This is a genomic window from Pedobacter psychrodurus (assembly GCF_004331735.1).
Lineage (GTDB): Bacteria > Bacteroidota > Bacteroidia > Sphingobacteriales > Sphingobacteriaceae > Pedobacter > Pedobacter psychrodurus.
Genome location: NZ_SJSO01000001.1, coordinates 347,782 through 368,298, shown reverse-complemented (window position 1 = coordinate 368,298; position 20,517 = coordinate 347,782). Strand labels below are relative to the sequence as shown.

Genomic DNA, 20,517 nt, shown 5'->3' with positions numbered 1-20,517 from the left:
GAAAATAAGTATATGGAAAAAAACAACATTCTTAAAAATTACTCAGGCTTATTATGGCTTTTGGCAGGAATAACTGTTGGAAGTATTGTGGGCTTAATTTTTGGGAAAAGTGTTGAGAGTATAAAACCATTAGGAGATATATTTTTAAACCTGTTGTTTACTGCAGTTATTCCATTGGTATTTTTTGCGGTTTCATCGGCAATTGCGAACATCGATCGGACAAAGAAATTAGGAAGATTATTAACCATTATGGTTTTGGTTTTTCTTTCCACGATATTAATTTCTGCTGTTTTAACGCTGGTAGCCACATGGATTTTTCCGATTCATCAGCAATTAGGAAATACGCCTTTACCAACTGAACCAGAAAAAATACAGTCGTTTGGCGAACAAATGACCCAACTTTTAACAGTAGGAGAATTTTTTGAAATCGGAAGTCGGAAAAATATGCTTGCACTGATTATTTTTTCAGTATTAGTTGGTTTTTCTACGCTATATTCTGGGAAAGAGGGCGATGGCTTTAAAAACTTTCTGGTTTCTGGTAATGAAGTGATGAAAAAACTCATCATTTTAATTATGAAATTAGGTCCCGTTGGTTTGGGCGCTTATTTTGCCTATCAGGTTGGGGTTTTCGGTCCACAGCTTTTTGGTACTTATGCGAAAGCTTTGGGTTTATACTATGGAGTTGGTGCATTTTATTTTATCGTTTTTTTTACCTTATATGCTTTTGTTGCTGGTGGATTTAAAGCGATAAAAGTATTTTGGAAAAATAATATTGTGCCGTCTTTAACTTCAATCGGAACCTGTAGCAGTATTGCCACTATTCCTGCGAATTTAGATGGTGCGCGAAAAATGGGGGTACCCGGTTATATTACCAATGTGACGATTCCGTTAGGCTCGACTTTGCATAAAGATGGCTCGAGTATCAGTTCTATTGTTAAAATTGCTGTTGTTTTTGCCATTTTTGGTAAAGATTTAGTACATGTTGATACCATTATTTTGGCACTGGGTATTACTGTTTTAGTGAGTATTGTAGAAGGTGGAATACCAAACGGCGGTTATATTGGCGAATTATTAATGATTTCGGCTTACCAATTGCCCCCAGAGGCTCTACCACCAGCTATGATTATTGGAACTTTGGTAGATCCGATGGCTACTTTGTTAAATGCTACCGGTGATAATGTTGCAGCCATGTTAATTGCCAGGTTTACCGAAGGTAAGAATTGGATGGAAAGTAAGGATTTGTCATCCTGACGAAGGAAGGATCTCCAAAAGTGAAGTATCGGCCTAGTGCAGTTAAAGATTTGCTTCGCAGAGCCTTCGGGTTCTTCGCTATACTCAGAATGACAATTGATTTTAAAAAAATAAAAACCGGGGGCTCCGCCTCTAACTATTGCATATGTTTGAAAATAAAGAGCGTACAGATATTAATGAATTAGGAGAATTTGGGTTGATCAAACACCTAACTACTAATTTTAAAATTAAAAACGATTATTCGGTAAAAGGGGTTGGCGATGATGCTGCCGTTTTAGATGCTAAAGGAAAGCAGACCTTAATTTCGACCGATTTATTGCTGGAAGGAATCCATTTCGATTTGGCTTATGTGCCTTTAATGCACTTAGGTTACAAAGCTGTTCAGGTAAATTTGAGTGATATTTATGCCATGAATGGAAAAGCAAGCCAAATCACGGTTTCGCTGGGTTTGTCGAGCAAATTTCCATTAGAAGCTGTTGAAGAAATTTATAAAGGAATTGAACTGGCCTGCAACAAATACAACATCGATTTAATTGGCGGAGATACTTCCTCAAGCAAGCAAGGGCTGGTAATCAGTATTACCAGTATTGGTTATGCCGATGCCGATAAAGTGGTGTACAGAAACGGTGCCCAAGAACACGATTTATTATGTGTTTCTGGCGATTTGGGTGGTGCTTATTTAGGCCTGCAAATTTTAGAAAGAGAGAAATTAATCTATCTGGAAAACCCACAAATCCAGCCAGATTTAGAAGGTAAAGATTATATCATCGAAAGACAATTGAAACCAGAAGCAAGGATGGATATTATTGCACTTTTAGATGAAATGAATATAAAACCAACTTCGATGATTGATGTTTCGGATGGGTTAGCGTCTGAAATTTTGCATTTGGCAGAACAATCAGATAAAGGAATGACCATTTACGAAGAGAAAATTCCTTTAGATCCAATGACTTATGAAACCGCCCGTGAACTAGGTTTAGATCCTACAGTTTGTGCTTTAAGTGGTGGCGAAGATTATGAATTGTTGTTTACCATCAGTCAGGAAGATTACAAAAAATTGAAACATGATGTAGATATCACCGTGATCGGCCATGTTACCGATAAAAATTCGGGTTGTAAAATGGTTTCTAAATCAGAAAAAGTACATGAGCTGAAGGCTCAGGGTTGGAATGCTTTTAATAAATAATATTATATATTCGTCATTGCGAGAAGGCTTTTCAGCCGACGAAGCAATCTTTTTATTGAGAAAGATTGCTTCGTCATTCTTCCTCGCAATGACGATTTTTATTCGGACTAAAAAGGCACGCTTTTGACTGAAAAAATAAAAGTGATAAAAAATTTAGGTGATTTTGCATCTTCTATTCCTCGTTGATATCCAAATATTTCGTATCAATCTGTTTGGTGGTTTTTGCACCCAATTTTTTAATCTTTTCTGAAGTATTGGTTAAATTTCCGGCGCCTAAAGACAATTTATTGATGGCTTTATCATAAGCATCCTGTCCGTTTTTGATGTGTTTACCAATATTTTCCATATCAGAAATAAAGCCCACAAACTTATCATACATACTGCCACTTAAACGGGCAATTTCCATTACATTCCGGTTTTGGCGTTCTTGTTTCCACATGCTGGCAATGGTGCGCAAGGTGGCTAGTAACGTTGATGGACTCACAATCACAACCCTTCTATCCCAGGCAAAATTGAACAGTTCGGCATCTTTTTGAACCGCAATACTGAAAGAAGATTCGATCGGAACAAACAGTAAAACAAAATCCGGAGAATTGATTTTATATAAATCCTGGTAGTTTTTAGCAGATAATTCCTGAATGTGATTCTTAATTGAGGCTAGATGGCCTTTTATAAAGCCGTCACGCTCTTCATCCGTCTCTGCAGATACAGAACGTTCATAAGCAACCAATGATACCTTAGCGTCGACAACAAGGTGTTTGTTGTCAGGCAGATCGATTACCACATCGGGCTGGTAGCGACCGCCTTCGGCGGATGTATGCGAGGCTTGAATGCGGTATTCCTGATCGCGTACTAAACCAGAGCGTTCTAAAACTTTTTCTAAAATTACTTCTCCCCAGTTTCCTTGCCTTTTACTGTCGCCTTTTAAAGCTTTGGTTAAATTATTGGCATCTTCCTGAATCTGTTTACTTTGATCCATTAATAGTGAAATTACACCTTTCAGTGTATTTCTTTCATCCGACTCCGCTTTGTAAACCTTTTCTACTTTATCTTCAAAAGCCTTAATATTTTCTTTCAAAGGATTTAAAATGATGTCTAAATTGGTTCTGTTCTGCTCGATAAATTTGGTAGATTTCTCTTCTAAAATTTTATTGGCGATTAATTCGAAGTCTTTGTTCAGTTTTTCTTGCGATTGCTCAAAGCTTAGCTTTTGTTCTGCAAGTTTTTCCTTTTCGGCGAGGTAGAAAGATCTGGTACTTTCGAGCTCGCGGTTGGCATCTGCAAGCCGATCGCGTTCAGCTTGTAATTCATCAATTAATCGTTGCTGCTCTTGTTTAAGTAGCACGGTAATGTGCTCTTTTTCTACGGTTAGGTTAGAAACACGTTCGTCTGCTTTAGCTAAACTAATTTTTAACGATTCATTTTCACTTTTTATCTTTTCAAAATCGTCTACTGAAATAACAGAAAGTGCTGCCTTTGGTTTCTTTAATAATAAAAAAACCAGAACAATTAAAATAACGATTAGTAAAGCAATGCCAGCGATCTCCATAATGATAAAAATTTTAGCAAAAATGAAGATTTAAAATAGATATACCAAAAAATTTTAGTTATTGTGATCGGAAAATAACGGAAAAAAATTTCTATAATTGGGCATTACTTTTTTATAAATGAATGCATTAACAGTCCTTATATCCTGCCCCGACCAAGTTGGTTTAGTTACTAATATTACCCGGGTACTCGCTGCACATCAGTTGAATATTATTGCGATGCGCGAGTTCGTAGATGAAGCCAATAAATCGTTTTTTACCCGCATGGCCTGTACCGGAAACCTGGAGGATGCAGAAAAATTAAAGGAAAAACTTTTAGAAAATTTACCAAATGCTGCTGAGGTAAACTTAATTGCCCAACAGGAGAAACAGATTGCTGTTTTAGTAACGAAAGAGTACCATTGTTTAGCAGAAATATTGATTAAAAACCAGTTTAAAACTTTAGGTGCTAATGTTAAATGTGTAATTGGCAATTATGAAAGTCTGAGAGATTTTACCGAAAAATTAGGTATTCCTTATTTTTACGTCGATCATACTAATAAGGATAAAAGTGAATTCGAGACTGAAGTAAAAGATATCATTAATCAGTTTGAGGTAGATTATTTAGTATTAGCCAAATTTATGCGAATCCTGTCTGCCGATTTTGTAAAAGATTATTCGGGTAAAATTATCAATATTCATCATTCCTTTTTACCAGCTTTTATAGGTGCCAATCCCTACCGTCAAGCTTTTGAACGCGGCGTAAAAATTATTGGTGCAACTGCCCATTTTGTTACCGATAACCTGGATGAAGGCCCGATTATTACCCAGCATACCAATCATGTAGACCACAATTTTGGGGTAAAAGAAATGGTTCGTGCAGGAAAAGAAATAGAGAAAAAGGTGTTATTAGAAGCCTTAGAGCTCATTTTCGAAGACCGCGTTTTTGTGAGTGGTAATAAGACAATTGTGTTTAAGTAAGCGCTAGGCGTTAGGTGCTTAGGGTTTGGCGGATTGATTGATATGCTTTCATTTCGAGCGGAGTGCTAGGTAGCTGGAAAATTTATGCGAAAATGTCATCCTGAGAATTCAGTTTTTAGCTAAAACATTAAAGTAATAATGACATTATGCGGGGTATCGTCATTCCCAACTTGATTGGGAATCGTAATGCCTTGATAGGGGGTTGTAGGTTGCATTAAGATTCCCGCCTGCGCGGGAAAGACGACGATTTTCAGAATCTGTCATTGGTAATGCAATGAAGGATCTTTAAAAACAGAAATATAAGAGCATGGAAAAGCGAACTTCGTGCGCGCTGTTTTTTTTTGGTTCTCTATGGTAAAAAAGCTATAATCTCTTCAGTAGCAGGTTTGCTACATCTTCTCCTGTTTGCGAACCAATTGCTATGCCCATTCCGTTGCACCTTGTAGCACAAAAGATATTGGGCTTAATCTCTTCTATAAGGGGTTCCAAAATTTTTCCAAAAGCCATAATACCACTCCAGCGATAATCAATTTCATAATTAACTTTAGGGAGGATTACATTTTTTAATAAATCTTCCAGTGCCTGCTGTACCGCTTCAGTTTGGCCAAATTCGGTTGTTTCTTCGGCTTTAAAATCAATATTTCTACCACCACCTAATAAAATTCTACCATTTATATTTCTGAAATAGTAAAAACCGCTATCATAATGGAAGGTACCTGCTATTTTTAAATCTTTAAGGGGCTTGGTAATTAAAACCTGTCCACGGCCTGGTGTAATATCAACATCAGGTAATAAATCTTTTATAAATGCATTTGTGGTGATCACTACTTGCTTACAAAAAAAGTTTCCATTTTTGGTTAGTAACCTCGAACCGGATATTTCTGGTTGAATTTCATCTACTGTACAATTATTAAAAATACTAATACCGAGGTTTTGCGCATATTGAATTAAGGCAAACATCATTTTACCGCTATCAATTTGTGCTTCATACTGGTTTTCGATTAAAGTTCCGATACCTCCAAAACCAAAGGAGCCAATTTTCGTATTGGCAAGGCCAAAAGCATTTGCGCCAACAACATCGTTAATAAGACGATTAAAATGTTCAATTTTGGATACACATGTGTCGGCCAAAAAAATGTCATCAATTTTAAATAATTCGTATCCGCCTAAACATTGGTAATCAATGGTTTTATCGCCCAATAAACACCGCAGTTTAATTAGGCCCTTCCAGCGTTTTTCTATAAGTAAAGCGAGGCCATCTAAGCCAGTACATTCTTCTTGCTCAATGAGTTCAGAAATGCTACCAAAGCACGCAAAACCCGCATTTTTGGTGCTGGCACCACTTGGTAAAAAGCCCCTTTCGAGTATGGCTATTTTTAAAGTTGGCACAGTTTTTTTAAGCTGGATAGCAGCATTTAAACCCACAATTCCACTGCCGATAATAATGATATCGTAAGTAAAAAATGACTCCTTCTCCCAATATGAAAATGCTGTTGGCATAGTATAAATGTACCATTTTTTAACAGTCAAATAATATGGGAACGCTTTTTGATATGTGTTAAACGAAAAACATACAGAAAGAAAATGGGAGTTTATTTAATATTAATCATCCCGGTATTATTGCTGAGCATGTTTGTACAATGGCGGTTTAGAAATAAGTTTTCTAAGTATGCCGAAATGCAACTTAGCTCAGGTTTATCGGGCAAAGAGGTAGCAGAAAGAATGCTACATGATAATGGGATATACGACGTGAAGGTGATGAGTACAGAAGGACAACTAACAGATCATTACAATCCATCAGATAAAACCGTTAATTTAAGTACAGATGTATATTATAGCCGAAGCGTAGCTGCCGCGGCTGTAGCGGCACACGAATGCGGACATGCCTTGCAACAGGCGAAATCTTATAACTGGTTGCAATTAAGAAGCAGTATGGTTCCTGTGGTAAGTATATCATCCAACCTTTTGCAATGGGTGTTATTAATTGGTGCATTGTTAATAGGCTTTACCGGAAATCCAATTGTTTTGGCTATTGGTGTAGTAGGTTTAGCATTGGTAACCATATTTAGTATCATTACCCTACCAGTTGAATTTGATGCCAGTAACCGTGCATTGGCCTGGCTAAAAAACAATAATGGTGTAATGCAAACACAAGAAGAAAATGCGCAGGCTAAAGATGCGCTTTGGTGGGCAGCCATGACTTATGTTGTAGCAGCTGTTGGTGCATTAGCCAATTTATTGTATTACGCATCGATGCTTTTTGGAAGAAGCAGAGATTAAAGATATATCTAATTATGAAAAGCACAGAACGGCCGGGTTAATCCTGGCCGTTTTTGGTTTATGAATGTTTTTGAAAGTAAAGTAGTTTATTTATTTCTTGTTTGGAAAGCAGGTTTTGTAGTGCTTAGGCGGGCTCTGGTCCTGCTCCCGCTTCTGCCGATGAAGAATCGGCATTCTCGCTCCGATCAGGTTTAGGTGGCGAGGTTAGTAGTACTAGGTGGAGTTGCTGGGTGTAGAATTTTATTTTCTATAGATGAAATTAGACTTTAATAAGTAGCAGGATCATTGCAGTTTAAACCTGATTGACGTGGAAAGCCCACAGCGCAGCGAGGACTTGAAACAAAAAGCAGGACTAACCTAAAAATGAAATGCTGAAATTGCTTTTCTAAAAAATGAATGTTGGTTTTGCCCTTCGACTTCGCTCAGGGTGACAACAATAAGATAATTATTAATTTAATTTATAAGGAGCAATTAACTGAAACTCTGGAATATCAACCTCAAACTCAGATCCGTCTATATCACGTTTCATTAGGTACGCACCTTTCATGCTGCCCATATCGGTTTTTAGATTACAGCCTGAAACATATACATGTGTTTCGCCAGGCTGGATAATGGGCTGTAAACCAACAACGCCCTCACCTTCTACCTCTCTTCGGCTACTGTTCGAATCAAAAATAAACCATTGGCGGCGCATTAATTGTACGGCATAATCAGAAAGATTAGAAATTTCTACGCGATAAGCGAACATATAATGTTCATTGGCCGGATTTGAATATTCTGGCTGGTAAACTGTTTCAACTGAAACTTTAACACCGTCTGTAATAGCTGTAACCATGATGATTTACGAATGTATAAAAAAACCTTTCAAAAATCAAGCCAGTACTTTAGTAGCATCGTAGTCGGCAAATTTTTCTGCCACTTCTTCTAAAATACTGTAAATGTTGTTGATATCGGGTTCGGCCACCAAACGCATACGGTAAGGTTTAAAGTCTGGCAGGCCTTTAAAATAATTTGCATAATGGCGGCGCATTTCGAAAATTCCGGTTTTAGGGCCTTTCCATTCTAACGATTTATCTAAATGCGTACGGCAAACTTCAATGCGTTCTTCAATAGTTGGTCCGGGAAGGTGTTCGCCTGTTTTAAAAAAATGTTTTACCTCGCGGAAAATCCACGGGTAACCAATTGCAGCACGGCCGATCATAATGCCATCGATCTCATATTCCATGCGCCAGTTAGCCGCTTTTTCAGGACTGTCTACATCGCCATTACCAAAAATCGGGATTTTGATGCGTGGATTGCGTTTAATTTCGCGGATAAGCGACCAATCGGCCTCTCCTTTGTATAATTGAGCTCTTGTTCTGCCATGAATTGTAAGGGCCTGAATGCCCACATCCTGAAGCCGCTCGGCCACTTCGTAAACGTTTTTGGTGTTATCATCCCAACCAAGGCGGGTTTTAACGGTAACGGGTAAATGTGAAGCTTTAACTACCGCATCGGTCATTTTTACCATTTTATCAATATCCTGTAACAGGCTAGAGCCCGCTCCTTTACATACCACGTTTTTAACCGGACAGCCATAATTGATGTCAACAAGATCAGGTCCTGCAGCAGAGGCAATTTCTGATGCTTCCCTCATATGATCGATATCACCACCAAAAATCTGAATGCCAATTGGCCTTTCGTATTCGAAAATATCGAGCTTTTGTCTGCTTTTTGCCGCATCACGGATCAAACCCTCCGAAGAAATAAATTCGGTGTACATCATATCAGCTCCATTTTTTTTGCATACATAACGGAATGGCGGATCACTTACATCCTCCATGGGAGCCAGTAATAATGGGAACTCACCTAAATCTATATTTCCTATCTTAACAGACATTTTCTATCTTCAACGATTAATAAAACATACAAAGGTACAAATAATGAATTTTGTTACACCTAACAAGGAGGAAATCAATCCTTTCTTACAATTACTTTTACTTTTATTTTACGCAGTTATAGGCGGGCTTGTGTTTGGGGTTATAGCTGTTGCTATCGTTTTGATGATGTATGGCTTAGGAATAGTAAGTAATTTGGATACGCTTTTAGCCGGTGACCCAAAGTATATTGGTGGTTTTAAAGTGATACAGATATTAAGTTCGATCGGAACATTTATTTTACCTCCAATCGCCCTGGCCCTAACAGAAAGGAAAAAAGTAAAGGAATTTTATCTTTTCAGGCAACCAAAATTCTTGTTAGCTGTGCTTGTTCTGGCCATTATGATGCTGAGTATGCCATTTATGGAATGGACTGTGATATGGAATCAGAAAATGGTTTTGCCTGATTTTTTGCATAAAATAGAACAGTGGATGAAGGAAAAGGAGACTATTGCAATGAAAATGACCATTCAATTGATCACTGTGCGCAGTAATTTCGATTTTGTTGTAAACCTGGTAATGATTGCAGTTATACCTGCTATAGGCGAAGAATTGATGTTTCGTGGTGGTGTGCAGCGATCGTTAAACAGGGCTTTTGAGAACCCCCATGTCGCTATTTGGTTATCAGCCATAATTTTCAGCGCCATTCATGTTCAGTTTTATGGTTTTGTACCACGTATGTTATTGGGTGCAGGTTTTGGCTACCTGTATTACTATAGCGGAAGCATTTGGTATGCCATGCTGGCGCACTTTATAAACAATGCCTATGCGGTTTGTGCGGCTTTTTATATGCAAAAACATCATATGCCGCTTGATAAAGCTGATGAACCGATCGGTTTTCCATGGTATGGCTATTTAATTAGTGCAATAATTACCATAGCTTTGTTTAAATTTTTTAAAGATAGCGCAACACGTGAGCGAAAATTGGATTAAAGTATATACCACCAGCGATGCCTTTGCTGCGGAGGTATTAAAACAGGGATTAACAGAAGCCGGAATTCCAGCGGTAACGATAAACAAACAGCTCTCGGCATATAATATTGGCGAAATAAATGTTTTGGTGAATAAGGTAGATTTCGATAAAGCCATAGAATACATCGTAGAAAACGAAATTGAGTAACATGTTAAACCTTATCCATTTCACATCTCCCATTTTACATTTTTAGCATGAAAACCAGGGCAATAACCGCTTTCTTTTTTACCATCGTAATGCTTGGCTCTATCCTTCTGGGGAGCTATACTTTTACTATATTTTATCTTGTTTTAAGTGTTTTGGCTTTGTTTGAGTTTTATAAGCTGATTAAAAATGCAGGAATCAGGCCACACCGCAATATTGGTTTAGTTGCTGCCTCATTAGTATTTTTGATGGCGGCAGGTCTACACTACCTTAAATACGATGTAAAGTACCTGTTGCTGTGTATCCCGCTAATTTTCTCGGTTTTTATTACGGAGCTATATAAAAAGAACAAAATTCCATTCGCCAACATCTCCTACACTTTTGTTGGCTTTGTTTATGTAACCATTCCTTTCTGTTTTTTTCATGCTTTGGGGTTTTTGAAAAACTGGAACGAATATAACTTTCATCTTCCCTTGGCATTTTTACTAATGCTTTGGGCAAATGATACAGGCGCTTATCTTTTTGGTGTAAAATATGGCAAACGCAAATTGTTCGAGCGCCACTCGCCAAAGAAAAGCTGGGAAGGTTTTTTCGGAGGTATGCTCACCAGTGTTTTGGTGGCTTTTGGATTATCATTTCTGTTTACAGAAAGTCCAGTTTGGGTTTGGATTGGTATGGCTGTATTGATTGCAAGCTTTGGTACTTTAGGAGATTTAGTAGAATCGATGCTTAAACGCAGTTTGGATACGAAAGATAGTGGTGGTTTATTACCGGGCCATGGGGGGTTGTTAGATCGTTTTGATGGATTGTTACTGGCTGCTCCGGTGGTTTACGCCTATCTGTATTTGATTTTATACTAATGGTTGACCACAAAGACACGAAGGCACTAATTGATGTTTCTTATGCAGTAGCTGTTATAACATAATATGCTCTTTCTATCTGTTCACCGGTTTTACTTTGTACCTGCTCTAATTTTTTAACGGTATTTTTAATTGTAAGATCCGCTTTTTCTAATAATTCTTTTACGGTTTCTACCTCGTAAAGTGTAAAGCCATACGGAGTAAAAGGAAGGTTTTGCATGAAGTTTTTATCAGCAAAACATAGGGCTAGTAAACCAGTTGGCTTTAAAGTTCGCATAATCTCATTAAGGTATTCGCCAGGGTTTGCCCAGAAGTATATCGTATTAACCGTAAAAATTTTGTCGAACTTATGACTATCGAAAGGCAGACTATTTCCATCTGTTAGTTCAAAATGAACTTTTCCTTCAGCGATGAAATCCTTATTAATCTTCTCGGCCTCGGCAATAATTGTAGCAGAAATATCAACTCCAAAATAGTTGAGGTTTTCGGCTTCTGATAATAACTGGGCAATATGTCCGCCGTTGCCATGACCGATTTCTAAAAGAGTCTCATTATTTTGAAGATCTAATGCATCAATTGCAGAAGTTGTCATACCGATATTATTGGCATGCATCATTTCGCCTGTTTTAATGCCGTGCTCGCCTTCAGGACAGCCCAACTGCCTGGCAATATTTTTTAAGTCTTCCTCAGAAAGTTGCTGTTCCATAATCAAATTTAAAGATTTAGTCGTTATGATTTTTACATCTTTTTGGCTAAGGCTTATAAGATTATTTAATCACCTGAATCGGTTTTTTATTTTCATCGATCGCCACAAAAGTAAAATCGCCATGTACGGCTAATTCTCTTCCTTCGGCATACATCTGCTCGATATAAATTTCAACATTAACTTTTAAACTGGTATTACCCACATGGTTTACCTTGCCGATAAGCTCTACGATAGTGCCCGCGGGGATTGGTTTTTTAAAATCTATCCTGTCGCTGCTAACGGTAACCATAATCTGACGGCTAAAACGGGTTGCGGTAATAAAAGCAACTTCGTCCATTAAATGCATGGCTGTTCCGCCGAAAAGAGTGTCGTAATGATTTGTTGTATTTGGGAAAACGGCTTTAAAAATGCTGGTTTTAGAATTTTCTATTCTTTCTTCTAGGGTCATGGGTTAAATATAGGTGCTGTAAAAAGCTTTGGCAACTTTCTGGTTATTTTTAGTAGAAAGTTGCCAAAGTAGGGGTTTGCTTTAGAGAAAACGATCCGTGTCTCTGTGGCAAAAAATGAAGAGATTAATTCGCCTGAAGATCTGCAGTCAGAACCTCTTCGGTTTTACGCATTTCTTTAGCAGCTTCTACCATTTCTATTAATGCTTTTTTGGTTTCGTCCCAGCCGCGGGTTTTTAAACCACAATCAGGATTTACCCAGAGTTGCTCGGAGGGAATAACAGCCTTTGCTTTTTTGAGTAGCTGAACCATTTCTTCCCTCTTCGGAACCCTTGGAGAGTGAATATCGTATACACCTGGACCAATTTCGTTTGGATATTTAAAATCGGCAAACGCATCTAATAACTCCATCTGCGAACGTGATGTTTCGATGGTGATCACATCAGCATCCATATCGGCAATGTTTTGGATGATATCGTTAAATTCCGAGTAACACATGTGCGTGTGGATCTGCGTATCGTCTTTCACACCGCTTGCCGAAATTTTAAAGGCTTTAACCGCCCAGTTCAGGTAAGTTTGCCAATCAGCTTTGCGCAATGGTAAACCTTCTCTAATGGCGGGCTCATCAATCTGAATGATTTTTATCCCTGCATTTTCCAGGTCGCAAACCTCATCTCGGATGGCCAGGGCAATTTGAGTGCAGGTTTCGGATCTTGGTTGGTCATTACGTACGAACGACCACTGCAGTATAGTTACCGGACCAGTTAACATACCTTTCATGTATTTTGAGGTAAGCGACTGCGCATAGGCGGTCCATTTTACCGTCATGGGTTTAGGGCGCGAAACATCGCCGAAAATGATTGGCGGTTTTACACAGCGCGAGCCATAACTCTGTACCCAGCCATTTTTGGAGAAAGCAAAACCATCAAGCTGCTCGCCGAAGTATTCAACCATATCGTTGCGTTCAAATTCTCCATGAACCAACACGTCAAGATCAATTTCTTCCTGCCAGTTTACGGCTTTAGCAGTTTCTTTGGCAATGAGGTCATCATATTCTTCAACGGTAAAAGTTCCGTTTTTAAGCTTGGCCCTCCAGCTTCTCACTTCTGCGGTTTGCGGAAATGATCCGATGGTGGTAGTGGCATAACTTGGCAGATTGAGTTCTTGCTGTTTGATTTTTCTGCTCGAAAACGGACTTAATCTTTCAGCATCCTGACCCTTTAAACCTAGAACACGGTTTTTTACTTCAGGATTATGAATGATTTTCGAAACTTTACGGTTAGCAATCGCAATTTTGTTTTCCTCAAGTTTTTGCAGGGTAGATGCAGGGCTTTCGTTGGTGATCAGTTTTTTTAAGGTAGCTATCTCTGCAATTTTTTGCTTTGCATAGGCCAGCCACTGTTTAATTTCTGCCGATAGGTTTTGCTCGTTAGTTTCATTGTCTAAATCAACCGGTGAGTGGATTAATGAACAAGAAGGAGCAACCCATACCTTATCCTGACCCCTTTTTTCTACAACTTGATTAATGATTGAAATGGATTTCTCGAAATCATTTTTCCAGATGTTTCTTCCATCTACCAAACCCAGTGAGAGTATGGTATCTTCTTTTAATGAAGCTAAAACATCCGTCAATTGATCTTCAGCACGCACCAGATCGATATGTATAACATTTACCGGTAATGAAGTAGTTAGTGCTAAATTATTCCCCAAACCTTCGAAATAGGTAGCCAAAACAACTTTTAACCTAGGGAAAGCCTTTCTGATCTCTTTATAAACATATTCGTAAGCTTTCTTGTCTTTTTCGGTAAGGTCTAAAGTCAAAAAGGGCTCATCAAACTGAACATATTCTACATCCAAAGCATCTAAGCGGGATAAAATCTCGATGTAAACCGGAAGGAGGTTTTTGATCAGGTCGATCTTTTCAAAGCCAGCTTCTTTTTCTTTTCCCAATAGAAGGTAAGAAATTGGGCCGATTAAAACGGGTTTTGTGGTAATGCCCAATTGTTTTGCCTCGTAAAACTCATCGATAATTTTGGTAGAGAAAAGTTTAAAAGGCTGATCTTTGTAAAACTCAGGAACGATATAGTGGTAGTTGGTATCGAACCACTTGGTCATTTCCATTGCTACCACATCTAATCCCTCTTTTTGATAACCCCTGGCCATGGCAAAATAGAGATCAAGTTCAGAATTCCCCTTTTTCAGGATCACCTCATTGTACCTTTTCGGGATTGCTCCAAAAGTTAAAGAATGGTCGAGTACATGATCATAAAAAGAAAAATCGTTTGATGGAATCACATCAATCCCAGCTTCTTTTTGAAGGTTCCAGTTTTCGTGGCGAATGTTTTTTCCCACCTGAAGTACATTTTTGTACCCAGTTTTATCTGCCCAGTAATTTTCGCAGATTTTCTTTAATTCCCTTTGGCTACCTATTCGCGGATAGCCCAGATTTTGCGTTAGCATCTCTTTTAAAGATTAAGTAAATAAATCGTTTAAAAGCTCTTAAAGCAATATTTTGTAATACTCTCTGTTAAAAATTAAAAGGAAAGGTTGGTGCACAAACTGCCTACTCATTAGCAAAAAGCTTAAAGCAAGCATATAAAATGATTAATTTTATTGTGTACAATCAGACCTGACCAATTACTTTATAACGCGAAAGCACCGTCAATTCAATATAGGCAGGTCTCCTGACTTATTCCCGATCTTATCGCCTTCCCATCCCGATAAACGGCACAGTGGCATGAATGATAAGACCGTTGTCTTTTTAAAGACAGAATTTACAGTTGCGCGACAGCTCGTGATTTGCACACGATTCCCTATTAATCCCGGGTGTAATTCCGGGAACCTGTATCGGTTGATGAAAAATAAAGTTAAGAACTTACATCAAGGCAAATGTATGGATTAGGATTTAAAACTTGTAACAAATTTACAGCAAGCCATTTTTGGAACTTATTCTCTATTATATTTGATTACCTAACTAAACTTTATTATGATAAAAATCTACTTTAAAAGGCTTTGTATTGCTTTTTTAATGGTAAATAGCTGTGCGGTGCTGGCACAGGAAGTGCCAACGCCGAAATCGCATTTTGGTTTTGATATCGGTGACGATTACCAATTGGCCAATTATACCCAAACAGAAGCTTACTTTAAAAAACTTGCGGCAAGTTCTAACCGCATTAAACTGGTTGATATCGGCAAAACCGAAGAGGGCAGAAGTCAGTATATGCTAATTGTTTCTTCACCAGAAAACCTGAAGAAATTAGACCGTTACAAAGAAATTTCGCAACAACTGGCGCATGCTGAAATTACACCCGAGCAAGCGAAAGCATTAGCCCAGGAAGGTAAAGCGGTAGTGTGGATAGATGGCGGGCTGCATGCCAACGAGGTGGTTGGTGCACATCAGCTGATCGAAACCGCTTATGAATTTGCGTCCAGAAAAGACCCTGAAACCCTGCGTATTTTGGATAACGTAATCATCTTGTTTACGCATGCCAATCCTGACGGGCAAGAACTGGTGAGCAATTGGTACATGAGAGAGAAAGACCCCAAGAAAAGAACAACCTCGGGTTTGCCTGTTTTGTATGAAAAGTACGCAGGTCATGATAACAACCGCGATTTCTTTATGTTAAACCTTAAAGAAACGCAGAATATCGGTCGTCAGCTTTTTGTAGAATGGATTCCGCAGATTATGTATAACCACCATCAGGCTGGTCCTGCAGGAACGGTTGTTGCCGGCCCACCCTACCGCGATCCATTTAACTATGTTTTCGACCCAACCCTGCTAACCAGTTTAGATGCCGTTGGTGCGGCCATGCACACCCGCATGAATGTAGAAAACAAACCAGGTTATACCCAGCGCGGAGGATCGGTTTTTTCTACCTGGTACAATGGAGGCTTACGAACAACCACGTATTTTCATAACATGATCGGGCTGTTGACCGAAATTATCGGGAGCCCTACGCCCTCTGAAATTCCGTTAGTCCCTTCGCGATTATTACCGAACGGCGATTCGCCAAACCCGATTACCCCTAGGAAATGGTACTTTAAAAACTCGATCGATTATTCTGTATCGTTAAACTATGCTGTTTTAAATTATGCGCAACGTTACCGCGACGAATTGTTGTACAACATTTACCAAATGGGCAGAAATTCCATAGAGCGAGGTAAAAGAGATACCTGGTCTTTTTCTCCTAAAAAGATAGATGCCATTAATAATGCTACAAAAACCGATAAAAGCACTGCTGTAGCGGGTGGAGATGCCGATTTTGGGTCTCGACGTCAGCTTAGCATGAAAGCTTTTGATACCGTGATGAAGGCACCGGTAAACAGAGATCCACGAGGATACATCATAAGTGCTGATCAACCAGATTTTAATTCTGCTGTTAAGTTTTTAAATGCTTTAATCAGAACGGGTATAGTGGTTCAAAAAGCAAGCACTTCATTTACTGTTGCAGGGAAAAATTATCCTGCCGGAAGTTATGTCGTAAAAACCGATCAGGCTTTTCGTCCACACGTTTTGGATATGTTCGAGCCTCAGGATCATCCTAACGACTTTAAATACGAAGGAGGTGCTCCAATTCCGCCATATGATGCTGCCGGATGGACTTTGGCCTATTTAATGGATGTTAAATTCGACCGGATTTTAGATGATTTTTCAGGGCCGTTTGAGAAAAATCCTTATGGGCAATTATTAAAGTTTGATAATAAATTGCCAAGCGGATCGAGCTATGTGTTAAGTGCGGCACAAAATGATTCCTATACCGCAGTTAACGACTTATTGAAAAACAAGGTTGAAGTTTACCGGTCGACTGAAAATGGCGATTTTTATGTTTCGTCAGCGGGGAAATCAATATTGGAAAAAGCAAACATCAAATTGAAAAGTGCTGTTGCACCAAAAGATAAAATTAAAATCTCTGCCAAAAGAATTGCCCTTTGGGATACCTATGGAGGATCTATGGCCTCGGGGTGGGTGCGCTTTTTAATGGAGCAATATCATTATAACGCAACAGTAATTTATCCGCAGGATATTGATGCCGGGAATTTAAAATCTAAATACGATGTAATTGTTTTTGTGGGTGGTGCCATACCATCGGTGCAAGGCGGAGGGATTGGAAACAGATTTTTCGGACCAAAGGCAGAAGAAATCCCCCAGGAATTTAGAAACCGTTTAGGAAGGATTACTGCAGACAAATCGATTCCTGAATTAAAGAAATTCTTAGAGGCTGGGGGCAATATTGTAACCATTGGCAGTAGTACCAATTTGGCCTATCACTTAAACCTTCCGGTCCGCAATGCGATGGTTGAAATTGTAAACGGAGAGGAAAAAAGATTGCCAGCCGAAAAATACTATGTTCCGGGAAGTGTTTTAAATGTGGGTGTTGATACTACTTTGCCAACAACCTGGGGCATGGAAAAGGAAGCCGACGTATATTTCGATAATAGCCCTGTTTTTAAGCTCACAGGCGACGCCATCGTGGCGGGAAAGATTAAACCTTTAATGTGGTTCGAAAATACCACACCGTTGCGCAGTGGCTGGGCTTGGGGACAAGCTTATTTACAAGATGGCGTAACCGCTTTTGAAGCAAGAGTTGGAAAGGGCAAATTGCTTGCTTTTGGACCGGAAATTGCTTTTCGGGCACAAACACATGGTACTTTTAAACTGATATTTAATCAGTTATATAAATAATTACGATAATTATAACGAGAGCCACTATCCTAAACGATAGTGGCTTTTTACTTTGGCCTTACTATAGGCAAGTATAATCACCTTAATTTTGTGTTATGAAAGTAGAAATCTGGTCGGACGTAATGTGTCCGTTTTGCTATATCGGAAAAAGACATTTTGAGCATGCGATAGAAAAACTGCCGTTCAAAAACGAGATTGAGGTAGACTGGAAGAGCTATCAACTGAATCCTGAGTATCACAATACCAATAACGAAACAGTGTACGATTACCTTTCTCGGAGCAAGGGAATGCCAATTGAGCAGGCTAAACAAATGACTAAACAGGTTGTGGATATGGCTGCAAATGCTGGTTTGAAGATAGATTTTGATACCAATATCCCTGCAAATACCTTTAATGCGCATCGTTTGATCCACCTAGCAGCAAAGCACAATCTTCAGGATTTAGCCGAAGAGAAATTGTTTGAAGCCCATTTTGTAAACAGCAAAAATATTGGCGAAACTGATGTTTTGGTTGATCTTGCTGTAGAAATAGGCTTAGATAAGGAAGAAGCTGTAGCGGTTTTACAAGGTGATGAATTTACCGAAGCAGTTCGTTATGATATTTATGAAAGCCAGAATTTAGGCATCAGAGGGGTTCCTTATTTTGTAATGGACCGTAAATATGGTGTTTCTGGCGCTCAACCTGTCCAATCTTTTACCGATGCGCTTACACAAAGTTTTACGGAATGGAAAGAAAATCAACCAAAAACTACGCTGACTTCATTAAATAAAAATGATGATGCGGTTTGTGATGAAAATGGTTGTGAAATATAGATTTGTTTCCCGCAGATTACGCTGATCGCCGCAGATTTTTTTCTGCGAAAATCATTTTGATCTGCGGGGATTTTACCCGACTCGTTTTGCTGAACTTTTTTCAGCATCTACTGAAAGAAATCAATGCAAGTTAGATCCTTCGACTGAGCTCAAGGTGACAGATTCTAAAACAGTCGTCTTTCCCGCGCAGGCGGGAATCTTAATGCAACCCTACTAAGGCATTACGATTCCCAATCAAGTTGGGAATGACGATTCACCTAAACCCGCCATCATCAATTTTTTGCTCAGGAAGACAGTAGCCTGGAATAAATGCACGCATTAACTTAACATTTTTAACTACCGATTTTGATTTTTCAATGGTGTTAACAGATACTCTAACCCATTAACCCGTATTTCGAACATCGTAGCCATTAAATCGCCCAGCTTCCCTTTCGGGAAACCTTTGTCCTTATACCAAAGCAAATAACTTTCAGGAATATTACATATCAGGTAACCTTTGTATTTTCCGTAAGGCATTTGCATTTTCACTAAATCGAGCAACAAGGTTGGGTCTAACATTTATAATATAAAGTCTAAATAATTCTCTTTGTTAATTACAGAAAAGGATGCTTGGGGATAATTTTTGGCAAAAAAGGCAGGTATTTTCTTTTTTTGGTTCCCCCATTTAAAATCGGCAGCTGAAATTTCGCCGTTTTCAACTTCTATTAGGTCAATTTCTTGTTGATCATAGGTTCTCCAAAAATAATAGGTAGTATTTTTCTGTTCGTATTCCATCTTTTTGATGCGTTCACTAAAACAATAATTTTCCCATAAAATACCTTGGTCATTCCGTAGTGCCAATAATCTGAAATCGTTTACAATCGCATTTCGGATGCCATTATCATAAAAATACCATTTGGATGATTTTGTAACCTCTTTGCGTAAATTATTGCTGTAGCCACCAACTTTATAAATAATAAAAACCTTCGAAAGTAAATCAAGATAGCGATCTACGGTGTTTTTGCTAATACCTAAGGTGCGCGAAATTTCATCAATTGAAACCTCTGAACCCACTTGGTAGGCAATAAGTTTTAATAACTCCAAAAGTTTAGTACTGTTCTGGATATTCTCATACATCAAAATATCTTTTAATAAATACGATTTAACCAGTTCTGTTAAATATTGTGCTTTTTCAGTTAATGAACTTAAGTGGAATAACTCTGGGTACGAACCGAAAATTAAACGTTCTTCGAGGTTCTGAGCGGTTTGTAAAGCGTTTTCCTGTTTATCCAATTCAGCCTGTGCTATGGGGTAGAGATAATAGGTTAAACTTCTTCCGGTTAACGGCTCACCTGTTTGGTTCGAAAGATCAAAAGTAGAAGATCCACTTGCAATTATAGTGAGGTCTTTGAAAGTATCGATCAGTAACTTTAATATTTTTCCAATTTCGGGTATAACCTGTGCCTCGTCGATGATAAGTAATTTGGCATTTCCTAATACTCTTTTGTAATTGGCTGCGGTTCGTGTAGATAGTATTACCTGTATATCTTGATCTTCTCCATTTAAAGATAGATAATCGATGTTTGCATCTTTGATGATGTTTTCTATCAGCCATGTTTTTCCTACCCTTCTTGTTCCAAAGGTTAAGATTACTTTATTTTTCCCAATCTTGTTGAGAATAATAGGCTGTAAAGATCTAACAATTTGACTCTCCATTTAAGCCAAATATAGCAAAAAACGTTAATTCAGTCAATAGACTGACTCAATTAACGTT

The 20,517-nt window shown here is 38.5% G+C and carries 18 protein-coding genes and 1 riboswitch; of the genes, 9 read left to right on the top strand and 9 right to left on the bottom strand.

Translation table 11 applies throughout. From position 1 onward, the window contains the following. Positions 1 to 12 precede the first annotated feature (12 nt). On the top strand, positions 13 to 1,251 hold the full coding sequence (locus tag EZ456_RS01555; RefSeq protein ID WP_131526688.1) for a dicarboxylate/amino acid:cation symporter: 1,239 nt from the start codon (positions 13 to 15) through the stop codon (positions 1,249 to 1,251). Positions 1,252 to 1,396: 145 nt separating this feature from the next. Further along, positions 1,397 to 2,437, top strand: a complete 1,041-nt coding sequence (thiL, locus tag EZ456_RS01550) for a thiamine-phosphate kinase (protein WP_131526686.1) — start codon at positions 1,397 to 1,399, stop codon at positions 2,435 to 2,437. A 172-nt stretch (positions 2,438 to 2,609) separates the two neighbouring features. Here thiL and EZ456_RS01545 read toward each other — a convergent pair whose 3' ends face one another. Next, the gene (locus EZ456_RS01545; RefSeq protein WP_131526684.1) at positions 2,610 to 3,986 is read right to left on the bottom strand and encodes a DNA recombination protein RmuC; all 1,377 of its coding nucleotides are present in this window, start codon (positions 3,984 to 3,986) and stop codon (positions 2,610 to 2,612) included. Positions 3,987 to 4,104: 118 nt separating this feature from the next. On the opposite strand from EZ456_RS01545, the gene purU reads away from it, so the two are divergent. Beyond that, positions 4,105 to 4,944, top strand: coding sequence for a formyltetrahydrofolate deformylase (purU, locus tag EZ456_RS01540; protein WP_131526682.1), 840 nt, complete (start codon positions 4,105 to 4,107; stop codon positions 4,942 to 4,944). A 363-nt stretch (positions 4,945 to 5,307) separates the two neighbouring features. Here the strand turns inward: purU and EZ456_RS01535 are convergent, their stop codons facing one another. Continuing rightward, positions 5,308 to 6,444 (bottom strand): NAD(P)/FAD-dependent oxidoreductase, encoded by a 1,137-nt coding sequence (locus EZ456_RS01535; RefSeq protein WP_131526680.1) that lies wholly within the window; start codon positions 6,442 to 6,444, stop codon positions 5,308 to 5,310. Between the two features lie 84 nt (positions 6,445 to 6,528). Here EZ456_RS01535 and EZ456_RS01530 point away from each other — a divergent pair, with 84 nt between their 5' ends. Continuing rightward, positions 6,529 to 7,224 (top strand): zinc metallopeptidase, encoded by a 696-nt coding sequence (locus tag EZ456_RS01530; RefSeq protein ID WP_131526677.1) that lies wholly within the window; start codon positions 6,529 to 6,531, stop codon positions 7,222 to 7,224. A 448-nt stretch (positions 7,225 to 7,672) separates the two neighbouring features. On the opposite strand, the gene apaG is transcribed toward EZ456_RS01530, so the two are convergent. Both apaG and dusB read right to left on the bottom strand, forming a co-directional pair. Further along, positions 7,673 to 8,059 (bottom strand): Co2+/Mg2+ efflux protein ApaG, encoded by a 387-nt coding sequence (gene apaG / locus EZ456_RS01525; RefSeq protein ID WP_029274928.1) that lies wholly within the window; start codon positions 8,057 to 8,059, stop codon positions 7,673 to 7,675. Positions 8,060 to 8,095: 36 nt separating this feature from the next. Then, on the bottom strand, positions 8,096 to 9,103 hold the full coding sequence (gene dusB / locus EZ456_RS01520) for a tRNA dihydrouridine synthase DusB (RefSeq protein WP_131526675.1): 1,008 nt from the start codon (positions 9,101 to 9,103) through the stop codon (positions 8,096 to 8,098). 43 nt (positions 9,104 to 9,146) lie between these two features. Between dusB and EZ456_RS01515 the strand changes: the two genes are divergently transcribed. Genes EZ456_RS01515 through EZ456_RS01505 form a run of 3 tightly spaced genes read left to right on the top strand, consistent with a single transcriptional unit; the run spans position 9,147 to position 11,117 of the window. Beyond that, positions 9,147 to 10,073, top strand: coding sequence for a CPBP family intramembrane glutamic endopeptidase (locus tag EZ456_RS01515; RefSeq protein WP_131526673.1), 927 nt, complete (start codon positions 9,147 to 9,149; stop codon positions 10,071 to 10,073). Further along, complete coding sequence (locus EZ456_RS01510) at positions 10,054 to 10,260, top strand: putative signal transducing protein (RefSeq protein ID WP_165501203.1); 207 nt, start codon at positions 10,054 to 10,056, stop codon at positions 10,258 to 10,260. The genes EZ456_RS01515 and EZ456_RS01510 overlap by 20 nt, the downstream gene beginning before the upstream one ends. A 47-nt stretch (positions 10,261 to 10,307) precedes the next feature. After that, positions 10,308 to 11,117, top strand: coding sequence for a phosphatidate cytidylyltransferase (locus EZ456_RS01505; protein ID WP_131526669.1), 810 nt, complete (start codon positions 10,308 to 10,310; stop codon positions 11,115 to 11,117). A gap of 40 nt (positions 11,118 to 11,157) precedes the next feature. On the opposite strand, the gene EZ456_RS01500 is transcribed toward EZ456_RS01505, so the two are convergent. From EZ456_RS01500 to metE, 3 genes are all read right to left on the bottom strand, one after another. Next, positions 11,158 to 11,823 (bottom strand): class I SAM-dependent methyltransferase, encoded by a 666-nt coding sequence (locus EZ456_RS01500; protein ID WP_131526667.1) that lies wholly within the window; start codon positions 11,821 to 11,823, stop codon positions 11,158 to 11,160. Positions 11,824 to 11,884: 61 nt separating this feature from the next. Then, a complete protein-coding gene (locus tag EZ456_RS01495; protein ID WP_131526665.1) occupies positions 11,885 to 12,271 on the bottom strand; it encodes an acyl-CoA thioesterase in 387 nt (128 codons plus the stop codon). 124 nt (positions 12,272 to 12,395) lie between these two features. Beyond that, complete coding sequence (metE, locus tag EZ456_RS01490; protein WP_131526664.1) at positions 12,396 to 14,729, bottom strand: 5-methyltetrahydropteroyltriglutamate--homocysteine S-methyltransferase; 2,334 nt, start codon at positions 14,727 to 14,729, stop codon at positions 12,396 to 12,398. Positions 14,730 to 14,926: 197 nt separating this feature from the next. Beyond that, positions 14,927 to 15,130: riboswitch (cobalamin riboswitch) on the bottom strand. Positions 15,131 to 15,255: 125 nt separating this feature from the next. Here metE and EZ456_RS01485 point away from each other — a divergent pair. Then, positions 15,256 to 17,952 (top strand): M14 family metallopeptidase, encoded by a 2,697-nt coding sequence (locus EZ456_RS01485; protein WP_131526662.1) that lies wholly within the window; start codon positions 15,256 to 15,258, stop codon positions 17,950 to 17,952. 95 nt (positions 17,953 to 18,047) lie between these two features. Next, positions 18,048 to 18,764, top strand: a complete 717-nt coding sequence (locus EZ456_RS01480) for a DsbA family oxidoreductase (protein ID WP_131526660.1) — start codon at positions 18,048 to 18,050, stop codon at positions 18,762 to 18,764. Between the two features lie 336 nt (positions 18,765 to 19,100). Here EZ456_RS01480 and EZ456_RS01475 read toward each other — a convergent pair whose 3' ends face one another. Next, a complete protein-coding gene (locus tag EZ456_RS01475; protein ID WP_029274918.1) occupies positions 19,101 to 19,322 on the bottom strand; it encodes a DUF3820 family protein in 222 nt (73 codons plus the stop codon). After that, positions 19,323 to 20,459: an ATP-binding protein gene (locus tag EZ456_RS01470; protein ID WP_131526658.1), complete on the bottom strand. Its 1,137-nt coding sequence runs from the start codon at positions 20,457 to 20,459 to the stop codon at positions 19,323 to 19,325. Positions 20,460 to 20,517 lie beyond the last annotated feature (58 nt).